21 protein-coding genes are annotated in these 22,961 nt (G+C 47.8%); 13 read left to right on the forward strand and 8 right to left on the reverse strand.

The genetic code is table 11. From position 1 onward, the window contains the following. A partial coding sequence (locus tag UXZ23_RS03440; protein ID WP_320819250.1) for a DNA polymerase II occupies window positions 1–1,737 on the reverse strand: 1,737 nt, incomplete at its 3' end. A gap of 74 nt (window positions 1,738–1,811) precedes the next feature. Here UXZ23_RS03440 and UXZ23_RS03445 point away from each other — a divergent pair. Together UXZ23_RS03445 and UXZ23_RS03450 are read left to right on the forward strand one after the other, a co-directional pair. Beyond that, the gene (locus UXZ23_RS03445) at window positions 1,812–2,153 is read left to right on the forward strand and encodes a pentapeptide repeat-containing protein (protein WP_320819251.1); all 342 of its coding nucleotides are present in this window, start codon (window positions 1,812–1,814) and stop codon (window positions 2,151–2,153) included. A 150-nt stretch (window positions 2,154–2,303) separates the two neighbouring features. Further along, window positions 2,304–3,107 carry a cyclic nucleotide-binding domain-containing protein gene (locus tag UXZ23_RS03450; RefSeq protein ID WP_320819252.1) on the forward strand — a complete coding sequence of 268 codons (804 nt, stop codon included), beginning with the start codon at window positions 2,304–2,306 and terminating at the stop codon, window positions 3,105–3,107. Window positions 3,108–3,340: 233 nt separating this feature from the next. Here the strand turns inward: UXZ23_RS03450 and UXZ23_RS03455 are convergent, their stop codons facing one another. Together UXZ23_RS03455 and UXZ23_RS03460 are read right to left on the reverse strand one after the other, a co-directional pair. Next, window positions 3,341–4,099, reverse strand: coding sequence for an ABC transporter ATP-binding protein (locus UXZ23_RS03455; RefSeq protein ID WP_320819253.1), 759 nt, complete (start codon window positions 4,097–4,099; stop codon window positions 3,341–3,343). After that, window positions 4,096–5,100, reverse strand: coding sequence for an iron ABC transporter permease (locus tag UXZ23_RS03460; protein ID WP_320819254.1), 1,005 nt, complete (start codon window positions 5,098–5,100; stop codon window positions 4,096–4,098). Before UXZ23_RS03460 ends, UXZ23_RS03455 begins: the two co-directional genes overlap by 4 nt. 77 nt (window positions 5,101–5,177) lie before the next feature. Here UXZ23_RS03460 and UXZ23_RS03465 point away from each other — a divergent pair, with 77 nt between their 5' ends. Beyond that, entirely contained in the window at window positions 5,178–5,510 is a 333-nt protein-coding gene (locus UXZ23_RS03465; RefSeq protein WP_320819255.1) for a Rieske (2Fe-2S) protein, read from the forward strand. Window positions 5,511–5,549: 39 nt separating this feature from the next. On the opposite strand, the gene UXZ23_RS03470 is transcribed toward UXZ23_RS03465, so the two are convergent. The 5 genes from UXZ23_RS03470 to UXZ23_RS03490 all read right to left on the reverse strand — a co-directional run bounded on the left by UXZ23_RS03470 (window position 5,550) and on the right by UXZ23_RS03490 (window position 10,961). Beyond that, window positions 5,550–7,088: a bifunctional GNAT family N-acetyltransferase/carbon-nitrogen hydrolase family protein gene (locus tag UXZ23_RS03470; protein WP_320819256.1), complete on the reverse strand. Its 1,539-nt coding sequence runs from the start codon at window positions 7,086–7,088 to the stop codon at window positions 5,550–5,552. 255 nt (window positions 7,089–7,343) lie between these two features. Beyond that, window positions 7,344–8,144 (reverse strand): hypothetical protein, encoded by an 801-nt coding sequence (locus UXZ23_RS03475; RefSeq protein WP_320819257.1) that lies wholly within the window; start codon window positions 8,142–8,144, stop codon window positions 7,344–7,346. Between the two features lie 29 nt (window positions 8,145–8,173). Beyond that, window positions 8,174–9,019, reverse strand: coding sequence for an LEA type 2 family protein (locus tag UXZ23_RS03480; RefSeq protein WP_320819258.1), 846 nt, complete (start codon window positions 9,017–9,019; stop codon window positions 8,174–8,176). A gap of 66 nt (window positions 9,020–9,085) precedes the next feature. After that, entirely contained in the window at window positions 9,086–9,799 is a 714-nt protein-coding gene (sfsA, locus tag UXZ23_RS03485) for a DNA/RNA nuclease SfsA (protein WP_320819259.1), read from the reverse strand. Further along, window positions 9,789–10,961, reverse strand: a complete 1,173-nt coding sequence (locus UXZ23_RS03490; protein WP_320819260.1) for a pyridoxal phosphate-dependent aminotransferase — start codon at window positions 10,959–10,961, stop codon at window positions 9,789–9,791. Before UXZ23_RS03490 ends, sfsA begins: the two co-directional genes overlap by 11 nt. 177 nt (window positions 10,962–11,138) lie before the next feature. Here UXZ23_RS03490 and dksA point away from each other — a divergent pair, with 177 nt between their 5' ends. The 10 genes from dksA (at window position 11,139) to panD (ending at window position 22,810) form a co-directional block, all read left to right on the forward strand. Beyond that, complete coding sequence (dksA, locus tag UXZ23_RS03495) at window positions 11,139–11,573, forward strand: RNA polymerase-binding protein DksA (RefSeq protein WP_015488102.1); 435 nt, start codon at window positions 11,139–11,141, stop codon at window positions 11,571–11,573. An 86-nt stretch (window positions 11,574–11,659) separates the two neighbouring features. Continuing rightward, complete coding sequence (gluQRS, locus tag UXZ23_RS03500; protein WP_320819261.1) at window positions 11,660–12,559, forward strand: tRNA glutamyl-Q(34) synthetase GluQRS; 900 nt, start codon at window positions 11,660–11,662, stop codon at window positions 12,557–12,559. A 91-nt stretch (window positions 12,560–12,650) separates the two neighbouring features. Then, entirely contained in the window at window positions 12,651–12,833 is a 183-nt protein-coding gene (locus UXZ23_RS03505; protein ID WP_075272849.1) for a hypothetical protein, read from the forward strand. Beyond that, a complete protein-coding gene (locus tag UXZ23_RS03510) occupies window positions 12,823–15,753 on the forward strand; it encodes a sensor histidine kinase (protein WP_320819262.1) in 2,931 nt (976 codons plus the stop codon). The genes UXZ23_RS03505 and UXZ23_RS03510 overlap by 11 nt, the downstream gene beginning before the upstream one ends. Next, window positions 15,750–17,159 carry a sigma-54 dependent transcriptional regulator gene (locus tag UXZ23_RS03515; RefSeq protein ID WP_320819263.1) on the forward strand — a complete coding sequence of 470 codons (1,410 nt, stop codon included), beginning with the start codon at window positions 15,750–15,752 and terminating at the stop codon, window positions 17,157–17,159. The genes UXZ23_RS03510 and UXZ23_RS03515 overlap by 4 nt, the downstream gene beginning before the upstream one ends. A 1,572-nt stretch (window positions 17,160–18,731) precedes the next feature. Continuing rightward, a complete protein-coding gene (gene pcnB / locus UXZ23_RS03520) occupies window positions 18,732–20,084 on the forward strand; it encodes a polynucleotide adenylyltransferase PcnB (protein ID WP_320819264.1) in 1,353 nt (450 codons plus the stop codon). Between the two features lie 3 nt (window positions 20,085–20,087). Next, window positions 20,088–20,582: a 2-amino-4-hydroxy-6-hydroxymethyldihydropteridine diphosphokinase gene (folK, locus tag UXZ23_RS03525; RefSeq protein ID WP_320819265.1), complete on the forward strand. Its 495-nt coding sequence runs from the start codon at window positions 20,088–20,090 to the stop codon at window positions 20,580–20,582. A 73-nt stretch (window positions 20,583–20,655) separates the two neighbouring features. Then, window positions 20,656–21,465 carry a 3-methyl-2-oxobutanoate hydroxymethyltransferase gene (panB, locus tag UXZ23_RS03530; protein ID WP_320819266.1) on the forward strand — a complete coding sequence of 270 codons (810 nt, stop codon included), beginning with the start codon at window positions 20,656–20,658 and terminating at the stop codon, window positions 21,463–21,465. Beyond that, window positions 21,462–22,322: a pantoate--beta-alanine ligase gene (gene panC / locus UXZ23_RS03535; protein WP_320819267.1), complete on the forward strand. Its 861-nt coding sequence runs from the start codon at window positions 21,462–21,464 to the stop codon at window positions 22,320–22,322. Before panB ends, panC begins: the two co-directional genes overlap by 4 nt. 107 nt (window positions 22,323–22,429) lie before the next feature. After that, on the forward strand, window positions 22,430–22,810 hold the full coding sequence (panD, locus tag UXZ23_RS03540) for an aspartate 1-decarboxylase (protein ID WP_320819268.1): 381 nt from the start codon (window positions 22,430–22,432) through the stop codon (window positions 22,808–22,810). Window positions 22,811–22,961: the final 151 nt, after the last annotated feature.

Raw genomic sequence — 22,961 nt, forward strand, 5'->3', positions numbered from 1 at the left:
CTGCTTACCGATGACATCGGCTTCGTCGTTAGTGACACTTTTTTTAAGCCACACAAAAACCGAATCGGTATCACCGTAGATGACGTCGTAACCCTGCTGAGCAATCCAGCGCGAGCTTTGCTGAATAATGTCGTGGCTGCGCTTAGTGATAGATGCCGATAAACGCGTATCGTAAAACCGACACCCATCAGATCCCAACACGCCATAGCAGGACGCCATAATCACTTTGATCGCCTGCGATAGCGCTCGGTTCCCCTGTTGTTTGGCCAGATCGCGGCGCTCGCCTAAGTGGCGAATCAGATCTGGCAATATGTGCCGTTGCTGATGAAATTGGGCGGCAAAATAACCGGGAACCACCGTCTCTTTGATCGCGCCTCCGGCTTCGTAAGCGGCCAAACCTTCCACCAGCCCCATTGGATCCACTTTAAAAGTACGAATAATCGACGGATACAGACTTTTAAAATCCAAGACCAATACGTGCTCAAATAACCCAGGACGCGAATCCATAACGTAGCCGCCGGGGCTTTTTTCGGCGCTGTAACCTTCACCTAAGTTCGGTGCAACATAGCCTGCACGATGTAAGCGCGGTAAGTACATGTTCTCGAATGCGGCGACCGAACCGCCCATACGATCCAAAGGTAATCCGGTCATATGGGCACGTTCGATCATAAAATTGAACAAATCAGCCTTCTCGAAAATACGCCACACCAATTCACAGTCTTTGAGGTTATAGCGCGCAAGAGCGAGTTTATCGTCGATGAAAAGTCGCTCAATATCGCCACCGCGATCATCACCATGGAGTAACTTGCCGTCGCCGAGAAAATGCTCGGCGACATCATTCAGAGCGAAGCTTTCAAACTGATAGGTGGCGTTGCGCATGCACTCAATGCCATCCATCACCACCCGTCCGGGAATATGCAGATAGATACGATCCGGTTGATTCGCAGGTACACGCCATTGCAGCTCGCTACCATCACGCCCCAAGGTAAAGGCAATGCCGTGTTCGTGATATTTACGCCGTAAGAAATCCATATCAAATTGGATCACGTTCCAACCGATCAACACATCAGGATCACACGCTTGGATGTAGGTTAAAAATGCGCGCAATAAGGCCGGCTCATCGGCCACCAGCGTGACCTCGTCATTACTTTGATCAGGATCACCAATCATCAACACGAGAGATTCATGCGGCTGATAGCAAGCAATCGAAAATAACCGATCGGGCTCGCCGTTACGCGGAAAGGAAGTTTCGATATCGATCGACACACAGCGCAGCTGTGGTTGATAACGGGTAGACGTCATACGAACGCCCTCGATGTCGGCAAAATGAGCACCTTGCCGCCATTCTCCTTGCAGCTCGGCAGCACCATAAACAAAGCGCTCCATTAGATAGCGATCCGTAGGGCGAATATCCACTTCTCGGCACACGACGCCTTGTTCACGCATTAGATCGCGCCAGCGATATAGCAAACCGGATGGTAAGTAGCAGGCTGCAGCCGCTTCTCCATCAAACGAGCGCATAGGAACGGCCTTAACCGTAACCGGCCAACCCAGTGTGGTTGCGGCATTTTGCGCGCGCTCCGCTGCTACCGCTGGAATAAAGCATACTACCGGCTGAGTAATAACCGTGCGCACTGGCCCCCGAGGGGTTTGCCACCAATACGTTAGCAAGGTGGTTTCGCCCTCGTCATGCCAACGGCTGGTCAATAAAAATGCGGGAAGCGACCCAGAAATCACGGGAACCTATTTTTCTTTCTATACTAGAAGCGCGCAGTCTAAGTTATGGCGCGCATCAACAAAAGGAAACGAGTATGACCACACCGCAAATCAGCCAAGATCCGCTCTACCAAATGCTGCGTAACGACGATGTCGCTGGCTTTAACCGCGCACGCCAAGCAGGCACAGCTTGCGATCTTAGAGGATGCGACCTGCGAGGCTTAGATTTACGCAAACTCGAGTTAACAGGCATGGATCTAACCGATGCCTATTTTCGGGGAGCAGATCTGCGCGGTATCGACTTTCGCGGCTGTCGATTGGATGGCGCGAGCCTTGCTGATGCCAAAATCAGCGGCTGTTATTTTCCTGTAGAGATTCGCGCTGAAGAAATATTGCTGTCGGTCAGTCACGGCATACGATTGCGGCACCCCGAGTAACACTCCTGTTACAATCGTGTACTTTGTGTGATCAAGTTATCATCCTGCAGCGCCAATATAAGACCAAAGTAGGACATGGTCTAATTTTGCGGTACATTCGAGTCTATTGATTGAATTGCCCATTAGAGGCAAAGGCAACGAGGACTTCCTATGTACCTGAGTGGACAACCATCTCCCAGCACCGCTGAACTATTAAGTCGGATGCAGTATTTAACCCAACAGTTGCTCAAAGATTTTGATCCTAATGAGGCATCCATTACCTTAGAAGGCATAGATGACCTCTACGATTATTTTGATCGCGACAAGTTGTTTATCGTGCAAGATGGCATGCTTCATCTCAGTAAAAACGGCCAAACTCTCGCCAGTTTCGAAGAAGGTGATCTTGTTGGCGTAAGCCATTCATTCCATATGCAGGTACCGATATTACGTACCGACGAATATGTTGAATTAGTGCCCATTGATCGCGACGACTTCCTGCGCCACATATATTCCGACAAACGTCGTCAGCATTTTTGGAGCCACTACCTAGTCTGTCAAAATGCGCTTTTGCTCAATTATCTAAGTGAACAAGCACGACAAGAAGTGAAGCCAACTGCTGGTTTCCAAAACTTCAGAGCCGGTGAAGTAATCATTAAACAAGGCGACGTCGGTGATCACGTTTACACCATCATTAGCGGCGAAGCTGATGTATTTGTCGATAACGTCAAAGTTGGGATATTAAGCGAAGATGAAGTCTTTGGTGCAATGGCCGCGTTCACGCGCGAACCGCGTACTGCAAGTGTTATTGCTGCAAATCACTGCACGGTTATGGCCGTTCCACAAGATGATTTCGTCGTGTTAATCGAAGCTCAGCCAAAAGCTGCTGTAAACCTAATCGAGAACTTAGCGCGTCGCATTACCATTATGAATCAGCAACTTATCGAGCTTTCTGGACAGGGGCACCCAAGAGAATAAATGCCCTTTAACGATTTACATGCATTTATTTGAGAATCATTCTTGACAACACAAATGAGAATCAATACTATTTGCATATCGACATCAGAGATGGTGTCGGTGTCAACATTCTAGCTCTTGAGCATGAATGGTGATCTCTCTCATCTAGGGTCAGTGAGCGCTGACCCGTGCTAATCACGGTTGCTTTGCCCCTCTTTTGAGGGGCGTTTTTATCCGCAACTTACGCCTCTCAGTTAGCGCCAACCTAGCCAGCCGTGATCGAGATACGTTTCTACCTGAAATACCCGACTTACCTGTTCAGCGCTTAATACCTGCTCCGCACTGCCATCGGCGACCAACTCACCGCAACACATCATCAGCACTCGGTCGGCATGCTGACGCGCCATATTGAGATCATGCACCACCATTAACACACTTTTACCTTGTGCGGTTATGGCACGTATTTGCTGTAAGCACTGATGCTGATGACGTAAATCCAGTGCGCTTAAGGGTTCATCTAATAGCCATAAGATGCTCTGTGCTTGCTGCATCTGTACCCAACTACGTGCAAGCTGACAGCGCTGCTGCTCACCACCAGATAAACGTCGAACATCGTGCTGTGCTAAGTAATCTATATCCCATCCCTGCAATGCTGCCTTAACTTGCTGACGCAGTGTCACTATTGACGTGCTATGCGCTAAACCACCAAGACTCACGACATCATGTACGGTTAAGGGAAAATTCATAGATGACAACTGCGGTACAAAAGTCACATGTTCCGCCCAAGCATTGCGCGGCCAGGCATGGGTAGCGTGCTGCAATACAGCAACACTTCCGGCATCGCCACGTTGTAATCCAGCCAGCATAGATAATAAGGTCGACTTACCGGCTCCATTTGGGCCGACTAACATGATCAACTCGCCCGCTTTAACGTCGAACGCCACCTGATTCACTAAAGCCGCGCCGCCACGATGCAAGCTAAGACCTTCAACCGTGAGTAAAGATGCACTCATGGCATGCGCCTCTTTTCGCGCAGCAACAGGCTGATAAATACCGGCGCTCCCAGTAAAGTAGTGACGATGCCTATAGGTAATTCAGCGGGCGCTACCAAGGTTCGCGCTGCCATATCCGCTAATACAACCAAACAGCCGCCAAAGATGATCGCAAGAGGTAATACGCGGGTATGAGTTGCACCTGTCATCAGGCGCGCAACATGCGGGCTGATCAAACCAACAAAGCCAATCACGCCGCTAGCGCACACCGCAATGCCAACCAGCAAGGCGACCCACAACACAGCAAGCCATTGCATACGCACAACCGAAATACCCATAGATCGCGCTTCTACCTCGCCCAGCAGCAAAGCATCTAAGGTACGTAAGCGTGTGCGCCAAAAGATAATAGCGGCTACCAGTGCAGCGAATAAGGCGCTATTCCAACGCCAATTGGCACCCGACAAACTACCAAGCGACCAAAAGGTAATTTGACGCAACGCACTGTCGGTTGCCATATACGACATCAAACCAATTAAAGCGCTGGCCAAGACGTTTACTGAGATACCCGCCAATATAAGAAAACTCATGGCATGAATCGAAGCACCCCGCAGCCCTAACTGCATCACCACCAATAGGGCAACAGCACCACCAATAAACGCCGCTAACGGCTGGCCCCACATAGACAAAGACAAGCTCGACGCAAACACTAAATACACTGCAGCACCCACCGCAGCACCACCCGATACTCCTATCAAGCCGGGATCAGCCAACGGATTACGCACAACCCCCTGAATTAACACACCGCCTGCAGATAACGCTGCACCAATTAAAAAGGCCATCACGACACGCGGGAACCGTACTTGCCACAATACCGTCTGACCGGCATCCGAATTTAACAACCACGACCATTCGCCACCGCCCGTTAGCAGCCCAGCAAGAACCACCAAGGGCGGTAGCAGCAGGCACAAGGGCAAGATATGCTGTCGACGTAGCAGAGCAGTGCTACCCATTTTTGCAATCAAAACAATTAACCTTAAAACTGGTGACAGCCATTATGGCGAGCCGGTGATAACAGCAACATCAAGTATAGAGAACCATTATGCGGGCATTGTGCCACATCGACACTATTCAGGAAGGGGCAAGCAAGGGATTTGAACTCGACGGTGTTCATCTTTTCGTGGTTCGTCATCAAGGACAGGTGTATGCCTATCGTAATCAATGCCCTCACCTTGGCATACAGCTTGAGTGGCAAGACGACCAATTTTTAGATGCCGATGGCTGCTTAATTCAATGCGCGATGCATGGGGCGTTATTTTTGATCGACAACGGCGAGTGCATTTCTGGCCCATGTACAGGGCAGTCGCTAAAAGCGATTAAATGTGAAGTAAAGGCAGGAGAAATAAATATAGAATGGCCACTCACCACAACGTAGCGGCAAGCAGCCTTTCAACTATTCAAAAAATCAAAGACATTAGTCTTGTTGCTTCGCTTTGTCTGTGCGCGCCAAGGTGTACAAGTCTTTACGACGGTCGCGCATAGTGTGCACACTGCCATGACTATGCAGCTGCTTTAGCAAATCGAGATTCACATCGACTAACAAGGTCATCTCTGAGTTGGGTGTTGCTTCGGCTTTAATTGCGGTCGCAGGGAATTGGAAATCCGAAGGCGTAAATAGCGCTGATTGAGCGTATTGAATATCCATATTATTCACCTTCGCGAGGTTACCTACACCGCCTGCAATCGCGACATAACATTCATTTTCAATCGCGCGAGCCATAGCACAATGACGTACGCGAGTGTAACCATTCTGGGTATCTGTTAAGAAAGGAACGAATAAAATATTCATGCCCTGGTCAGCCAACAAGCGAATATACTCAGGAAACTCAACGTCATAACACACAACCACGCCAACCTTGCCGCAATCGGTATCTATCACTTGAATAGAATCACCGCCACGCATAGCCCAGCTGCGATCTTCTGATGGTGTTACATGGATTTTATCATAACGCTGAAACGTACCATCACGACGGCACAAGAAGCCCGAATTAAATAGCTCTTCGCCTTCTAATAGCGGCATAGAACCTGTGATGATATTAATATTATAGCTAATAGCAAATTCACAGAATTTATCGCGAATTTGATCGGTATATCCGGCCAAAGCACGAATCGCTTCACGTTCGCTCAAGTGATTAAATTCAGCCATAAGCGGCGCATTAAACAACTCAGGGAACAAGACAAAATCACTTTTATAATCGGACACTGCATCGACATAAAATTCGATTTGCTCTATCAATTCCTCAAGCGTCTTCATTGGTCGCATTTTCCACTGCACCAAACCTAAACGAACATCCGAACGTCGAGCATTAATCAATTTCACCGACTTAGTATAAAAGATATTCGACCACTCAATTAAGGTCGCATATTCTTTTGATGCCGCATCACCCGACAAATACCCGACCAAGAGTTTTCTAACATGAAAATCATTGGCTAGCTGAAAAGATAGAACCGGATCGTACAGTTCTTTCGATTTTACTTTTTTGATGTAGGTTTTTGCGCTCATCGATTTAGCATTTTCAGCGTACTTAGGCATACGCCCACCAGCAATAATGGCGCGTAGATTCAAGTTTTCACATAATTCTTTGCGTGCATCATATAAACGACGCGCCAAACGCAAGCCACGATACTCAGGATGAATAAACACCTCAATACCGTACAAAACATCACCTTCACCATCATGTGTGGTGAAATCGTAACCTGCTGTGATTTCTTCATAGGTGTGTTCATCACCGAACTTCGCATAATCAATAATCAACGATAAAGCACAGCCCACTACCTTGCCATCAACGCAAACACAAATCTGTCCTTCAGGAAAAACCGTAAATAACCGATGTAAAATTGCAGACGTCCAGACCGATAAAGCGCCACCATCATAGACTCGCTCACTTGCACTTTTAAGCTCACTCATATCTTCAAATGTTAAATGACGAATTTCGACGTGATGTGATTCCATAACTACCTCTTTGGCACTAGCCTAAAAACCCTATTTTATCAGGGGTTAATACAATTTATGTGGCTTAAACTCTAGCCACTACGACTTCAATCAAATGTGAATAACGTTGTAACTCTAGTATCAATACAGAATTACAAAAAACAAGAAAGACTGCGCTTACGTCACGATTTAGTCAACGAATAACCTTATACGTTCGCTATATCGTATGTAAACTTGGAGGTTTTAAACTAACAAAGTGAACGACTAGATCAATTTTCAATACTGAAAGGACAATCCAGCAAGTATTCCACTAAGTTGATGACTATCGGCATCAACACTTCGATAACCAAGTTTTAACGAAAGTGCATCAAAGTCGTAAAGTATACCGAACTCACGATCAGCTATGTCGAGATTGGCACCGTGCACACTAACACTCGATATTTCTATGCCTAATTTTTTAGTAAAATTAAAACCGAAGGCAAATTTCAAAGCGATATCAGAGGTGGAGTCGTTACCGATAATTCGATAACGCCCTATACCAAGATCCGTTTTTACTCGCTCGGAAAACAGCATACGATATAACAAAAAGAATTGATCCGTACTGAGTTCATCAGCAGGATCGCGTTCTTTATAAAGAGAGTTTCTATAGAGTAAAGCAACGGCACCATAGCCAGTTTCAATGCTCATATCATTAAAAGAAACATCGTCGCCCGCAGAACCATGTTGTAAATCTAGACGCACAAAAGGAACGTACCGTTTACCTATCGCCGTAGCAAAAATCGGAGAATCGGAAGGTTCCGGTTCTACTTTATATTGGTCAGAATAACTTGAAGTACGCTTAAAACTTGCCGCACCAGCATCGCTAATCGCCTGAACAAAACTCACTCCCACATCGTAAAAAACGTAAGAAAATCCCTCAAATACGAAATTTGAGAGCATTGAGTTATCTTGTTCACTCTTTGGCGCTTTGCTTGAACTTTTTTTAGTTTTCGCATCGACCTCAAAATCATCAAGACGGTCCGCAAGACTCTCCGACGAAAAGGCCAATACAAATAAAAAAAATGCGGCGTTCTTCAATGGAGTACCTATCGCTAGCCAATGCTAAATTAACGAGTTAACGATTTCGATACATCAAATGATAGCGGATCAGGCTTCCATAACGGCAAATCAGGGTTTATATCAGCAGAACCGCTAACTCCAACTTCTACTGGCGCGTTGCCTGTCAATATCTTGTACAAACTCATACCAATTTCAGAGAAGCTGAGTTTGATAGGAATGGTAACCTCTTGTTGCTGGCCCTTTTCTAAATTTATCGCATCCAAAGAACCACCACCAACAGACGTACCAGCCGCGTTAATTTGATACGCTAGTTCATTTAAATTGATACCAAATACATTAGGGTTGGTAACATCCAACACCACTGCCATTTCGGCACCACGCCAACTTGACGAGCCAAGCTGGGCTGATTTCAGCGAGATCTTCGGGATTTTCGGAATCGGCAAGCTGCCATTAAAACTTAAAGGCACATTTTTATTACCCAATATAGGTAAAGCAACACTAACGGCGCCTGCAAGTGTGTAGGCAAATTCGTTTTTGTCCTTTAATGCAGCAACAGCTTCATATAAATCAACGAAACGTAGAGTTAATGGCAAGGTTGTTTTCGCTGTACCTTTTGCCGGTAATTTCACACCTGCATTGCCCTTATCAACTGAAGCAATGGATTTAGAATCAACCGCCAGATCCAAATTAAAAGCGCCGGTATTAATCGCAAATGCATTAGGGTTGCTAACATCAAGATCAATCGCCAAGGTCAGACTATCGAGTGATACTCCTGTTAAGGTAACACCACTCACATTGGCCGTGGGTTTTTGCACATCAGCCATTTGCTTCAACGTACTACAAGACGCTAGAAAAACAACTGACAATAAAATAAAAGCACGCGAGTAATTCATAAAATTTCTCAAAAATTAAGGGTTAAAATTAAAATTTTATATCACTTTAAATAATCGACATCTTACTTAAATATCGACTGGAATTTCGTTTAACAGCGTCATGCCAGCGTGATCAAATTTTACTGAATACGCCAACACCTCAACGCCTTGTTTCGCCACTTCCGACAGTGCTTTAGCGTAAGCGGGATCAATATGAGCAGCCGCTTGCACGCACTGGATACCTTCATGAGGTACACAAAACAATAACACCGCCCGATGGCCCTCTTGATGCAACACCAATAAACGCTGCAAGTGCTTCAAGCCTCGCGCAGTGACCGCATCAGGAAAGCACCCTAAACCATTATCTTGTTCTAACAAAGTGACACTTTTCACTTCAATGTAGGTTGGAGTTTGCCCCTCTGCAGGAGCAAAGTCCAAGCGAAAATCTAACCGGCCATCCTCGACTATAGGCTCACGTACCACTTGATAATCGCCAGTAAATTGACCTATAGAACCGGCAAGCAGTGCTTCTTCTACGAGTCGATTAGGACGCGCGGTATTAACACATGCCTTGTATTTTTGGTCGACCTCAACCCACTCCCATGTGAATTGATATTTACGTTTAGGGTTAGCGCTATCGGATAGCCACACACGACTATCGGGGTCAGCGCAGCGTTTCATTGAACCAGTATTAGGGCAGTGCACCGTGATTTCCGATCCATCCGCCAAACGGATATCCGCCAAAAAGCGTTTATAGCGCTTAATTAAACGTCCTTCGATTAGCGGCAACTCATATTGCACTGCGTGTCTCCAACCAATCCGCTATGCGCGCAACGGCTTCCTGTAAACGCTCCAAACGGGTCGTAAACGCAAATCGAACATGAGTCAGCGCTTGGTAATCACCAAAATCCACTCCCGGAGTTAATGCAACACCGGTGTCTTGTAATAACTCTGCACAGAATTCCAAGCTATTCGATGTCAAAGCACTGGCATCGGCGTAAATATAAAAAGCACCATCGGGCGCAACTGGAATCTTAAAACCAAGTTTAGGCAAAGCCTCTAACAAGTACGCGCGGCGTTGCTCTAGCTCGGCACGACGCTGCTCAAGAATCGCCATTGAATCTGGAGTAAAGGCCGCCAAAGCTGCGTATTGCGCCGGTGTCGGCGGTGCTAAAAATAGGTTTTGCGCCAAGGTATCCAGTGTTGGCACCCAAGCTTCGGGCACCACAGCCCAACCTAAACGCCAGCCTGTCATGCCAAAAAATTTAGAAAAGCTATTCAGTACGATAGCGTCAGGGGCAACGGAAAGAACGGAGTGTGGCGCACTGGTGTAATTCAAGCCTTGATAAATTTCATCGACCCACAATTCGCCTTCTTGCTCGCGCACGGCGTTGGCCAAATCAGTTAAATCGTCTGGCGATAGTACCGTGCCGGTAGGATTCGCCGGACTCGCTACCAGCGCAGCTTTGGTGCTCGGTTGCCAATGTTCACGCACATCTGCACCGGTCAGTTGGTACTTTTGCTCTGGTCCGCAAGGCACTAATTGACCATGAGCTTCAAATACTCTGGCGAAATGACGATTGCATGGGTAGCCCGGATCGGCCAGCAACAAACCATCATTTGGGTTCAAACGCGCTGCCGATAACAATAAAAGTGCCCCTGAGGCCCCCGGTGTTAACACAATGCGACGTGGATCAAGGTTTACCGCAAAGCGCTGCTGGTAGTATTCGGCTAGTTTTTCGCGCAAAGACGGTAAGCCAAGTGCTGGGGTATAACCTGTTTTACCGGCACGCATGGCAGTAATCGCGGCTTCGATCATGGGTTCGGGGGTTGGGAAATCGGGTTCACCAACCTCCAAATGAATCACATCAACGCCGCGAGATTGCATAGTTTGAGCTTCCGCGAGGATCGCCATTACCTGAAATGGTCGAATCTCTTTGCTACGTTGAGCAGAATCTGTCATATAGATGGCCTGAAAAATAATCGACCTATTGTGCCAGATCATAGGCAATATTAACCAATCACAACAAAAGGGTAAGGAAATAGTTGGCGCTTTCATTGTTATCTGATAGTTTGCCGGCCTTATCTTTTTGGGCGCATGACGCGCATTAGCCGACTTACAAGGTGAGGCAGTAATACAATGCCGCAAGATAAAAAAGAATTTGCACTGTCCGACTTCAAGCCATACCAGCTTGCAGAAGGCGAAGAGTACATGAATGACGCTCAGTTAGAGCACTTCAAAAAAATCCTCAGCAACTGGAAACAGGAGCTAATGGAGGAAGTGGATCGCACTAAAGAGCACATGCAAACTGAGGTCAACAACTATGCTGATCCGAACGACCGCGCCAGTCAGGAAGAGGAATTCAGCCTCGAACTGCGTACTCGCGATCGTGAACGTAAGCTGTTGAAGAAAATCAGCAAGACTATCGATATTATCGATAAGGGCGATTACGGTTACTGCGACGCTTGCGGCGTAGAAATTGGTATTCGTCGTCTTGAAGCTCGTCCTACCGCCGATCTTTGTATCGACTGTAAGACACTGGCTGAAATCAAAGAGCGTCAGCTCGGCGTTTAAGCCCTGCTGATTGCTTGCCAGATGACTATCATTGTCTGGCAAGCCCTCTTCTCTCTACCCTGCATACGTCTACGGATACTTCTGTAATGACACTGTCATCCAACAGTAAGCTTTATCGTGGCAGATTTGCGCCCTCACCAACCGGACCACTTCATTTTGGTTCATTACTGGCAGCAGTTGCTAGTTACCTAGACGCACGTGCGCACCACGGCACTTGGCTTGTTCGCATTGAAGATCTCGATCCACTGAGAGAAGATCCAACCGCTGCAGACTCAATCTTACATACGTTAGATTGCTATGGTTTGCATTGGGACGAAGATATTCGCTACCAAAGCACTCGAAGCGATGCCTATAACGCAGCACTGCATCAGCTCATTCAGCAACAAGGTGCATTCCCTTGTGCGTGTTCGCGCAAGCAGCTTGGCAATCAACTTCACAATGGTATTTGTAGCACGCTACAAACGAGTGATATTGCGTGGCGCTTCTTATGCCCTAGCGGTGAATTTCGAGTAACCGACACACTACAAACAACACAAACCTACGACCTAGCGACGGATATAGGTGATTTCGTTATTCGCCGACGTGATAGCTTATGGTCTTATCAATTGGCGGTTGCCGTTGATGATTCCGATCAAGGCATCAGTCATGTAGTACGTGGGATAGATCTTATCGACTCCACCGCGCGACAAATACTCCTACAACAGGCGTTAGGCTATTCATCGCCAATATACAGCCATATACCGGTTGCCAATGAAGCTAACGGGCAAAAACTCAGTAAGCAAAATCTTGCCCTGCCACTGGCAACCGCCAAAGCAGCAGACACTCTTTGGCTCGCACTTTCGTGGCTCAAACAATCGCCTCCAGCAGAATTACGTGGTGTAAACGTTACCGAATTACTTACTTGGGCAATTGCTAACTGGCAAGCCGAGGTATTATCAGGGCTAACGTCAATGCCTGCTCCCGGTGACTTTCAACGTCAACTTTGACTGTCATTAGCAAAACGACGGCGTTAAGACTATTGATATGACTTCGGCTAGCCTGTGCTAGTCTTAGCACTTTAATTTTTACGTGACATCTATGTACGATTATCGCCTTGGCTTATTGCTGCTCGTCGGTATCTACCTGTTCTCGCCCATCATGATGGATTGGTGGCTGAATGATAACGGGGCTTGGTATCGACCATTTGCGATCTGGTTATTTCTGATCGCTTTCTACATTTGGATTAACTACAAGCAGCGACACCACGACGATGACGTTTAGCCTTGGCCAACTCGCCTTTATTATTCTTGGATATCTAGGCTCTTTATTTCTTGCAGCTTATGCCATGGAACGTGGCTGGCTGCCGCGCTCTTGGGTTCGTCACCCGGTGGTGTACATTTTCTCACTCGGGGTATACGCCAGTGCTTGGGCCTTTTACGGCTCGGTTGGTCTTGCCCATCAGTATGGTTATGGTTTTTTGGCCTACTACTTGGGTATTTCAGGCGCCTTTGTTATGTCGCCCATTCTGTTACGGCCTATTCTGCAAATCACTCGAATTTACCAACTCAGTTCACTTGCCGATCTATTAGCATTCCGCTATCGCAGCCCTGGCGCAGGGATTATGGTGTCGCTGTTCATGTTGGCTGTGGTCATTCCTATGCTAACTCTGCAGATCACCGCGATTGCCGATACTTTGTATTTGCTAAACCACGACTGGCCAGTGTCAACACTCGCGTTTGCTTACTGCTTAGTCATGATCCTTTTCGCCATTTTGTTTGGTGCTCGCCATGTATCGCCGCGCGAGAAACATGAAGGCCTAGTCTTCGCGATTGCTTTTGAATCCCTACTAAAGATGATCGCCATCCTCATATTGGGCGGCGTCGTGTTATTTGGCGTCTTTCCTGAAGTCGGCGGGTTACAACAATGGCTCATCGACAACCAAGATCGCCTCGCTCACCAACAAGTCACCTTGCAAGACGGCCCTTGGCGCACGCTGTTATTAGTTTTTTTTGCCGCCGCTATCGTCATGCCACACATGTTCCATATGGCATTCACCGAGAACATGAACCCGCGCGCTCTGCGCCCGGCTAGCTGGGGTTTTCCACTTTTTCTATTGATCATGAGTTTGTCAGTGCCACCGATTTTATGGGCAGGTATCTACCTCAACGTCGATACCCCCCCCGAATACTTCGCATTGGGCATAGGATTAAAACTCGAATCCCCCTTCCTCACCATTGTGACCTTTATGGGAGGACTCGCAGCAGCCTCGGGCATTGTGATTGTTACCACGCTATCAACCGCTGCTATGTTCTTGAACCATTTGGTATTGCCATTCCATAAGCCTAGCCCGCGTCACGACTTCTATCGTTGGCTACTGTGGATGCGCCGCTTATTAATCGCTGCAATTTTACTGCTGGCCTACGGCTTCTATCGCTTGGTGGGGGCTGATCTTGAACTTACCCAACTGGGGATTTTAGCGTTTGTTGCCGCCTCTCAGTTTTTGCCCGCAATCCTTGGATTGCTGTACTGGCCACAATCAAATCGCAAGGGGTTTTTGTTTGGTTTAGGCAGCGGAATCGCAACCTGGATCTACGCCATGCTGCTACCATTTTGCGAACTGGCATTAGGCTGGAACATTCCCATCCCGTTACCTCCGATCAATGAAAGTAACTGGCATTTAGCGGCAATGGGAGCGCTGGGCGTCAATGCCACACTGTTCGTTGTGGTGAGCATGCTCACCAAGCGCAAAGCATCCGAAATATCTGCCGCTGAAGCGTGCTCAATTGATACGGTATCGAGACCTACGCGTAGACCGTTAATCGCAACCAACTCCAACGACGTAATCAACTCACTCAGTAAACCTTTAGGTCGTTACGTTGCCGAGCGTGAAGTGTACCAAGCACTTACCGACTTAACTTTGCCATCCTTTGAAGATCGCCCTTATGCGTTGCGACGCTTGCGCGTGCGCCTAGAAGCCAACCTATCTGGGTTAATGGGGCCAACCGTTGCCCACGATATCGTCAGCCGCTACCTTCCATTCCAAGAAGATGGTGAACTTAGCGAAGATATCTACCAAATTGAACAGCGCCTAGAAGGCTTTCATGATCGCCTTAGCGGTATTGCTAGCGAACTGGATAACCTGCGACGTTATCATCGCCAAACCCTAGAGCGCCTGCCTATGGGGGTTTGCTCACTTGCGGGCGATGGTGAAGTATTAATGTGGAACCAAGCGATGACCGAACTCACTGGCATTGTCGCCGTTGATGTTACTGGCTCCCATCTCAACCGTTTGCCCAATCCTTGGGGCGCACTGCTCACCAATTTCGTCAGCAGTGATTCCATGCACGAACACAAGCATCGAGTGGATACTGGCGCACGCCCAAATTGGTACAGCTTGCACAAAGCCATGATCGAGCCTAGCGGCGGTCAGCCAGGCGGCATTGTTGTGTTAGTTGAAGACCAAACAGAAACTCAACTATTAGAAGAAGAACTGATCCATAGCGAACGTTTAGCTTCTATTGGGCGTCTGGCCGCTGGGGTTGCGCACGAAATTGGCAACCCAATCACAGGAATCGACTGTCTAGCGCAAGGCATGCGCTATGAAACGGATAACCCCGAATTACTGCAAATGGCCGATCAAATTCAAGAGCAGACGCGCCGCGTAACGCGTATCGTGCAGTCGCTGATGAATTTCGCTCACGCCGGTCATCACAGCACCGAGCATGAAATCGTTGATATTTCTCACTGCGTCGATGAAGCCATGCAACTGCTACGCTTGAGCAAGCGCAGCCAAGACATCCGCTTCGTCAACGACTGCTCGCCACACTTGAATGTTTTAGGTGATGCCCAGCGTTTGGTTCAGGTTTTTGTCAATCTACTTGGCAATGCCCGCGATGCCAGTGAATCGGGGACCACCGTTTGGGTGCAGGCACATGTTGACGAGCATCAAATCAGCCTACTCGTAATCGACGAAGGTCACGGTATACCTGCCGATACCCTAGATCGAATTTTTGAACCTTTCTTCACCACCAAAGAAGTTGGCAAAGGCACAGGCCTCGGTCTCGCCTTGGTTTACAGCATTGTTGAAGAGCACTACGGCCACATTAGCATTGAAAGTCCAGTAGCCGGTGGGCGCGGAACCTGTGTTAAAGTCAGCCTACCGCGATATTTGCAAACAGATGAAATGGAACAAACTGAATGAGTCATATCCTAGTTGTTGAAGACGAAACCATCATTCGCCAAGCCGTGCGCCGCCTATTGCAGCGCCACGACTATGAAGTGACGGATGTGGATTCGCTGGATGCAGCACGCGAACAAGACTTCAGTCAATTTGACCTCATTATTAGCGACTTACGTTTACCTGGCGGCAACGGCACCGAACTGATTGAGCTGGCAGGAAAAACCCCCGTTCTCATCATGACCAGCTACGCCAGCCTGCGCTCTGCCGTCGATGCGATGAAAATGGGTGCAGTGGATTATATTGCCAAGCCATTTGATCACGACGAGATGCTGCGTTCGGTTAAGCATATTCTGAGTGAATCCAAACTCAGCCAACCAGAACAAGGCAACACGAAAGGCGCCACTCCTAATAGTGGAGAAACACCTGCAACTGGGATTATTGGTAGCTGCGAACCTATGTTGCTACTGTTCAAAAAGATCAGCAAAGTTGCTCCCACTGACGCAACCGTATTGATTCAAGGTGAATCCGGCACCGGTAAAGAGTTAGTAGCCAAGGCATTACACACACAAAGCCGTCGTGTTAACGCCCCCATGATTTCGGTTAACTGCGCCGCGATTCCAGAAACATTAATCGAATCGGAATTATTCGGCCATGAAAAAGGGGCCTTCACCGGTGCAACCGCGCTGCGCCAAGGTCTTGTTGAAGCGGCAGACGGCGGCACATTATTTTTAGACGAAATCGGCGAGCTACCGCTCGAAGCGCAAGCGCGTTTACTGCGAGTATTGCAAGAAGGCGAAATTCGCCGCGTTGGTTCTGTACAAAGTCGCAAGGTCGATGTGCGCCTGATCGCTGCGACCCACCGCAATTTGAAAGAGCTCGCCAGTGTAGGCGAGTTCCGTGAAGACTTATATTACCGTCTTAATGTTGTTGAGCTACATTTGCCACCGCTACGTAACCGCGGCGACGATGTACTGGAATTAGCTGAAGCTCTGCTCGTACGCTGTTACGAACGCATGAACCACGTACCCATGCACTTTACCGATGAAGCGCTAATGGCTATCGCCGAATATCACTGGCCAGGTAACGTGCGTGAGTTAGAAAACGCGGTAGAACGGGCAGTGATTCTTGCTGATGATGAAGCCATTGGCCCTGAACAGCTCGGCATTGAATTATCAAGCTCACCAGATCGCTATCTCAGCGAAAGCATGCGCCAAGGCTTGTTAGAAAACATCCAGTATTCTGAACCTACCGACTCGCAATCTGCGCAGGGTGATCTATCGTTAGATGACTACTTCATGCACTTCGTTCTAGAAAACGAAGCCACCATGACCGAAACTGAATTAGCGCGCAAACTCGGCATTTCACGAAAAAGCCTCTGGGAACGTCGCCAACGCTTAGGCATTCCACGCAAGAAAAGTAACAAATAATATAACTGGGGTGTTACACCCCAACCAAACAAGTCATATAACGCCACCCTACGTAACAAACCCAGTAACACTTTAGTCTAATAAACTGTTACTTCTCGTACAGAATCCCACAAAAAATCCTAACTTACTGATTTACAACAGCTTTTCAATTTTTGACAAAAGTTGGCACAACTATCGCTTTATATAAATCAAACAACTAAAAATGCTCACCAAGATAACAATAAGAAAGAGCGACAGTTGCGGCCCAACAATAAAAATAATCGGGCTCCAGCGAATTAGAACAAGAATAAACCAATTTTTATAAGCCGATGCGCCGCCTGCCCCTAACAGGACTGCCCATCGGCTTTTATGTTTCTAGTCCCTCCCTCTCGATAAATCATCTTCTTACTAAACGTACACCCATTAGATCAAAACTCTTCCTTCTGGCGTAACACAGCCAGAGCAGTTACAGAGTGTTACCTAACAGCATAAACTGTTACTTACCGGCTCACTCTACGTAACACTTTAGTCGAAGTGTCTATTATCATAGACAGGTGTAATTTTTTAACTGATTGATTTATAAGGGTTTTCAATAATTGGCACGATGCCTGCTATATATTATTTAAGTAGCTGTATCCCACTATAAAAATAACAAAGGGAGTGGCTACAAAGGGAAGCACACTAATAAAAATAACAAAGTGCGTTCCAGGTTGTGGACTCAATACTAATTATAATAAAGAGCCACTAACGACTGATTGTTTTGAATGAGCAGCCCGGAGCTGACAACAACAATAACAAACAGCCCGACGAAGGCTGCCTATTCAAAACAGCGGTGCTAAGACCCAAGTAGCACAATCAATAATAATAAAAAAAGATGTAGCCCCCCCGATATAAAGCCGCGCAAGCGGCTTTTTTGTTGCCTTTCGGCCACCTCAAGCACTCATTCTGTATTTGTTCTTCTTAGATGCAAAAAGTTTCACACCGATCTATTAGGTGAAAATGCATTTTCTCTATCCTCATCGTCCTTCATCTAATTTGTCCTCATTAGTCTTCACTGAAAAGCGCATTCTGCCCAAGCAGGTTACATAGTGTTACCTAGGACTACGTTTCTGTTACCCACACGTTACGAAAAGCGTTATCTTTTGTAACACTTTTACGTAACTGTCTATCTTCAAGAACTGTATAGATCTGCCAAGTTATTGATTTTACTGTAATTTAAAAAACTGGCACGACGAATGCTATATCTAATACAAGAGCACAGTAACCCACTGACAAAAATAACAAAGGGTACTGAGCGAACGAAAGAAGGCGCACTAATAACAATAATAAAGCGCCGTAGGATTGTGACCCGACAATAAAAATAATATGGGTCGCAGACGACTGTTTTGAATGTGCAGCGGGAGCTGTCGAAAAATAATAATAAGAAGCGGCAGTGGACTGCCTATTCAAAACAGAGCGTTACCGTTAGTTGCTAGGTCAATAATAATAATAATGCTAGCCCTCAAGAAGCCGCCCCAAGCGGCTTTTTGTTTATTTGGCGATCACTAACCGGTACACTCGCGAGCTAAATTGATACAGAGACACCTATCTCAAGTGACCTTGATTAACCGAGTTAAACGCCTATTTGGCACTAAAAAGCGCGACGACGAAACATTAAAAGTCGTACCACGCGATGAGCACAGCATAAGCCGTAGCAGCATCAGCGAAGCCGCACTCAAAGTTTTGTACCGCCTAAACAAGGCCGGTTACGAGGCCTATCTAGTCGGCGGGGGTGTGCGCGACACCCTTCTGGGCCTATCACCAAAAGATTTCGACGTAGCAACCAACGCAACCCCTGAACAAGTTAACCAGCTATTTCGCAATTCGCGTCTGATCGGTCGTCGTTTTAAACTTGTGCACGTGGTTTTTGGCCGCGAAGTCATCGAAGTTGCGACCTTCCGTGCGCCACCAACAGAAGAACATCCGAATAAACTGGCCGCTACTGGCGACCAAGGCATGATTCTGCGTGACAACGTTTACGGCAATAAAGATGAAGACGCCGTGCGCCGTGATTTCACGATCAATGCTCTTTATTACAATGTTGCTGATTTCAGCGTTCATTCTTATGCTGGCGGCTGGGAAGATCTGCAAGAGCGTCGTATCCGCCTAATCGGTGATCCCGAAACACGCTATCGCGAAGATCCGGTACGTATGCTGCGCGCCATTCGCTTCGCGGCGAAGTTGAATTTTAATATTGACCCTGAAGCCGCCGCGCCAATTCCTGCGATGGCTCCGCTGCTTACTCAAATACCGGCGGCACGCCTATTTGAAGAAATACTCAAACTTATTCTGCACGGCAATGCACTCGATACCCTGCGCTTGCTACGCGAGTACAAATTATTCGAGCCGCTATTCCCTGGCACAGAACAAAGCATCCAAGCAGACCCGCAAGTGCTGGCTTTGATTGAAAACACCATGGCCAATACCGATAAACGCATTCAAGCGGGTAAGTCGGTAACACCTTACTTCTTTTTGGCGGCGTTACTGTGGCCACAAGTAGCGCGTATGCAGCGTGAATTTCAGGATTCTGGCTTGGCACCGCACCCTGCCATGCAGAAAGCCGCTGATCGCGCGTTAGCTCAGCAATTGAAGGCAACGTCGATCCCTAAGCGTTTCTCCATCCCGATGCGCGAGATATGGGAACTACAATTACGTTTACCAAAGGTAAACAGCCGTCGCACCAGCGAACTACTCACTCATCCGCGCTTCCGTGCCGCATATGACTTCGTCTTGCTGCGCGAACAATCAGGTGAAGATCTAGGTGGCATTGGTGAATACTGGACTAAACGCCAAGAAGTCGAGCCCGCAGTACCGCGCGCCGACACCAATGATTACAGCAGCCGTGTCGATGGTAAAAAACGCCGTCGCCGAGGCCCACGCAAACCTCGATCTCCAGATGCCGAATAAGCTATGGCCAGCTGTTACATCGGTTTAGGGGCAAATCTCAATGCCCCTGATGCGCAAATTACGCTCGCCCTGCAAGCACTGCACAAGTTGCCACAAACGCGATTAATCGCGTATTCATCATTGTATGGCAGCAAACCTCTTGGTCCACAAGATCAGCCCGACTATCTCAATGCGGTCGCCCATATCCATACTGAGCTAACCCCACTTGAATTATTGGATGCGCTGCAACAGCAAGAGCGCGATCAAGGGCGAGAAAAATTTCGACATTGGGGCGAACGCTGCATCGACCTAGATATCCTGCTCTACGACGATCTGCAATTGCACAGTCAACGCCTAAATATTCCGCACCTAGAGCTAGCCAAACGGAGCTTCGTCGTCGTTCCTTTAGCGGAGTTAACGCCGGAGCTACGACTGCCCAACGGTCAACTCATCTCACAAATAACGCCCGAATTTAACGGTGAATTGCAGAAACTGCACTGTCCCGTTATTGACATATAACCCACAATCCGCACCATACGCTCAATACTCTACTAGGCCTGCAACCGTCGCAGACTGTAACCGGAGAAACACAATGAGTTCGATCAGTATTCGCTCACTGCAAACTATGAAAGAGCAGCAGCAAAAATTTGCAGTGCTGACTGCCTACGATGCTACCTTTGCCCAACTAGCGGCAGATGCCGGCGTTGAAGTGCTATTGGTGGGCGATTCATTGGGAATGGTATTGCAGGGCCGCGACAGCACTCTGCCGGTATCGGTTAGCGACATGGCCTACCATACGGCCTGTGTTGCCCGTGGCAACGCAAAAGCGACACGCCCAGCTCTAGTCATGACCGACCTACCATTTATGAGTTACGGCACCTTAGAACAAGGGTTAGCCAGTGCACGCGAGGTTATGCAAGCAGGCGCTCATATGGTGAAAGTAGAAGGCGACGACTGGCTTGTTCCTTTAGTTAAAACTCTCGCTCGCCAAGGCGTACCTGTTTGCGCGCACTTAGGGTTAACACCGCAATCCGTTAATAAGTTTGGCGGCTATCGCGTACAAGGCCGGGACGAAGCAAAAGCCACAGCTATGATCGAACATGCGGTAGCTTTGGCTAACGCCGGGGCGGATCTGATCTTATTGGAATGTGTTCCTAGCGAATTGGCTGCACGCATTACTGCCGCGGTAACCGTTCCTGTAATCGGCATTGGTGCTGGTAGCGATACTGACGCGCAAGTATTGGTGATGCATGACATGCTTGGCCTAAATACAGGCCATACCCCTAAGTTTGTGAAAAACTTTATGATCGACGGCCGTAACGTGCAGGACGCCTTTAAAGCCTACGCAGAGGCCGTTCGTGCTGGCGAATTCCCAGCACCTGAGCACGGATTCAGCGCATGATTACTGTTCATACCGTGGCCGAATTACGCGACCACGTTGCTAACGCCCGTCGCAATGGCCAACGTATTGGCTTTGTTCCGACGATGGGTAATCTGCACGCGGGACACATCTGCCTGATTGATCGCGCTCGCAGCGAATGTGAGTTCGTGGTGGCCAGCATCTTCGTGAACCCGCTGCAATTTAACGACAAAAGCGATTTACAGCGTTATCCACGAACGCTGCCCGATGACCAGCAAAAATTGGCTCAAGCGCAGTGTAATTTGCTATTTGCTCCGAATGTTGAAGAGATGTATCCAAACGGTCAGGAATCTCAGAGCATTGTCCACGTTCCCGTGGTATCAGAGGGTTTGTGCGGTGGTAGTCGCCCGGGTCACTTTGATGGTGTATCGACAGTGGTAACTAAGCTGTTCAATCAGGTGTTAGCCGATAAAGCCTTTTTTGGCGAAAAAGATTTCCAACAAGTGGCCGTCATTCGCAAAATGGTTAACGACCTGTGTATGCCAGTAGAGGTCGTCACTGTGCCTACTGCTCGAGCAGAAGATGGATTGGCGCTAAGTTCTCGTAATGGTTACCTGAGCACCGAAGAACGAGCATTAGCGACGGGGCTGTACCAAACCCTAAACGAAGTGATCGTGGCTTTAAATGCAGGAGCAGCATTAGATGCTACCCTGAGCCAAGCACGACAAGACTTAGAAAAACGCGGTTTCAAACCCGACTATGTTGAAGTTCGACGCAGCCGTGACTTAGCACCTACTGCCACAGGCGATGATGACATCGTCGTGCTAGGTGCCGCTTTTTTGGGTTCTGCACGACTTATTGATAATATCGCCGTGACATTGAATCGTAAGATTGATTAAGGCATACTTGCGCGCCTTGCGCCAAACGGCCAAGAAATGAACAATTCCGGCATTTGAAAACAAATGTTCAGATGTCGAATATGTGAACTGTGACGAAAGGGTTTATCATGCAAACCACCATGCTAAAAGCCAAACTTCATCAAGCCCGTGTGACTCACTCGGTGCTGAACTACGAAGGCTCTTGCGCCATTGACGGCAAACTGCTGGATCTCGCGGGCATGCGTGAGTTTGAACAGATCCAGATTTATAACATTGATAACGGCCAACGTTTCACTACGTACATCATTCGTGGCGAAGACGGTTCTGGCATGATCTCTGTCAACGGAGCCGCTGCTCGTTTAGCTGGCGTGGGCGATCGTATTATCATTTGTACATACGGCAGCTACGACGAAAAAGAGCTAGCAAACTTTAAACCTAAGATGGTGTACATGAATGCCGATAACACGGTAAGTCATACCAGCTTCGACATTCCAGTGCAGGTTGCTTAAGTCCTAACCGACGTAAGAGTTAAACCGCTTGGTTTAGCTCGAAGCGCCAAACTGAACAGAAACGCCGCTCAATGAGCGGCGTTTTTTTGCCCCGCTATCGCCCCCACCGTATACTCTCTACAATTCTAGTTCTCGTTACTCGTTACAAAAC

The organism is Thalassolituus sp., assembly GCF_034111725.1.
Taxonomy (GTDB): domain Bacteria; phylum Pseudomonadota; class Gammaproteobacteria; order Pseudomonadales; family Oceanobacteraceae; genus Thalassolituus.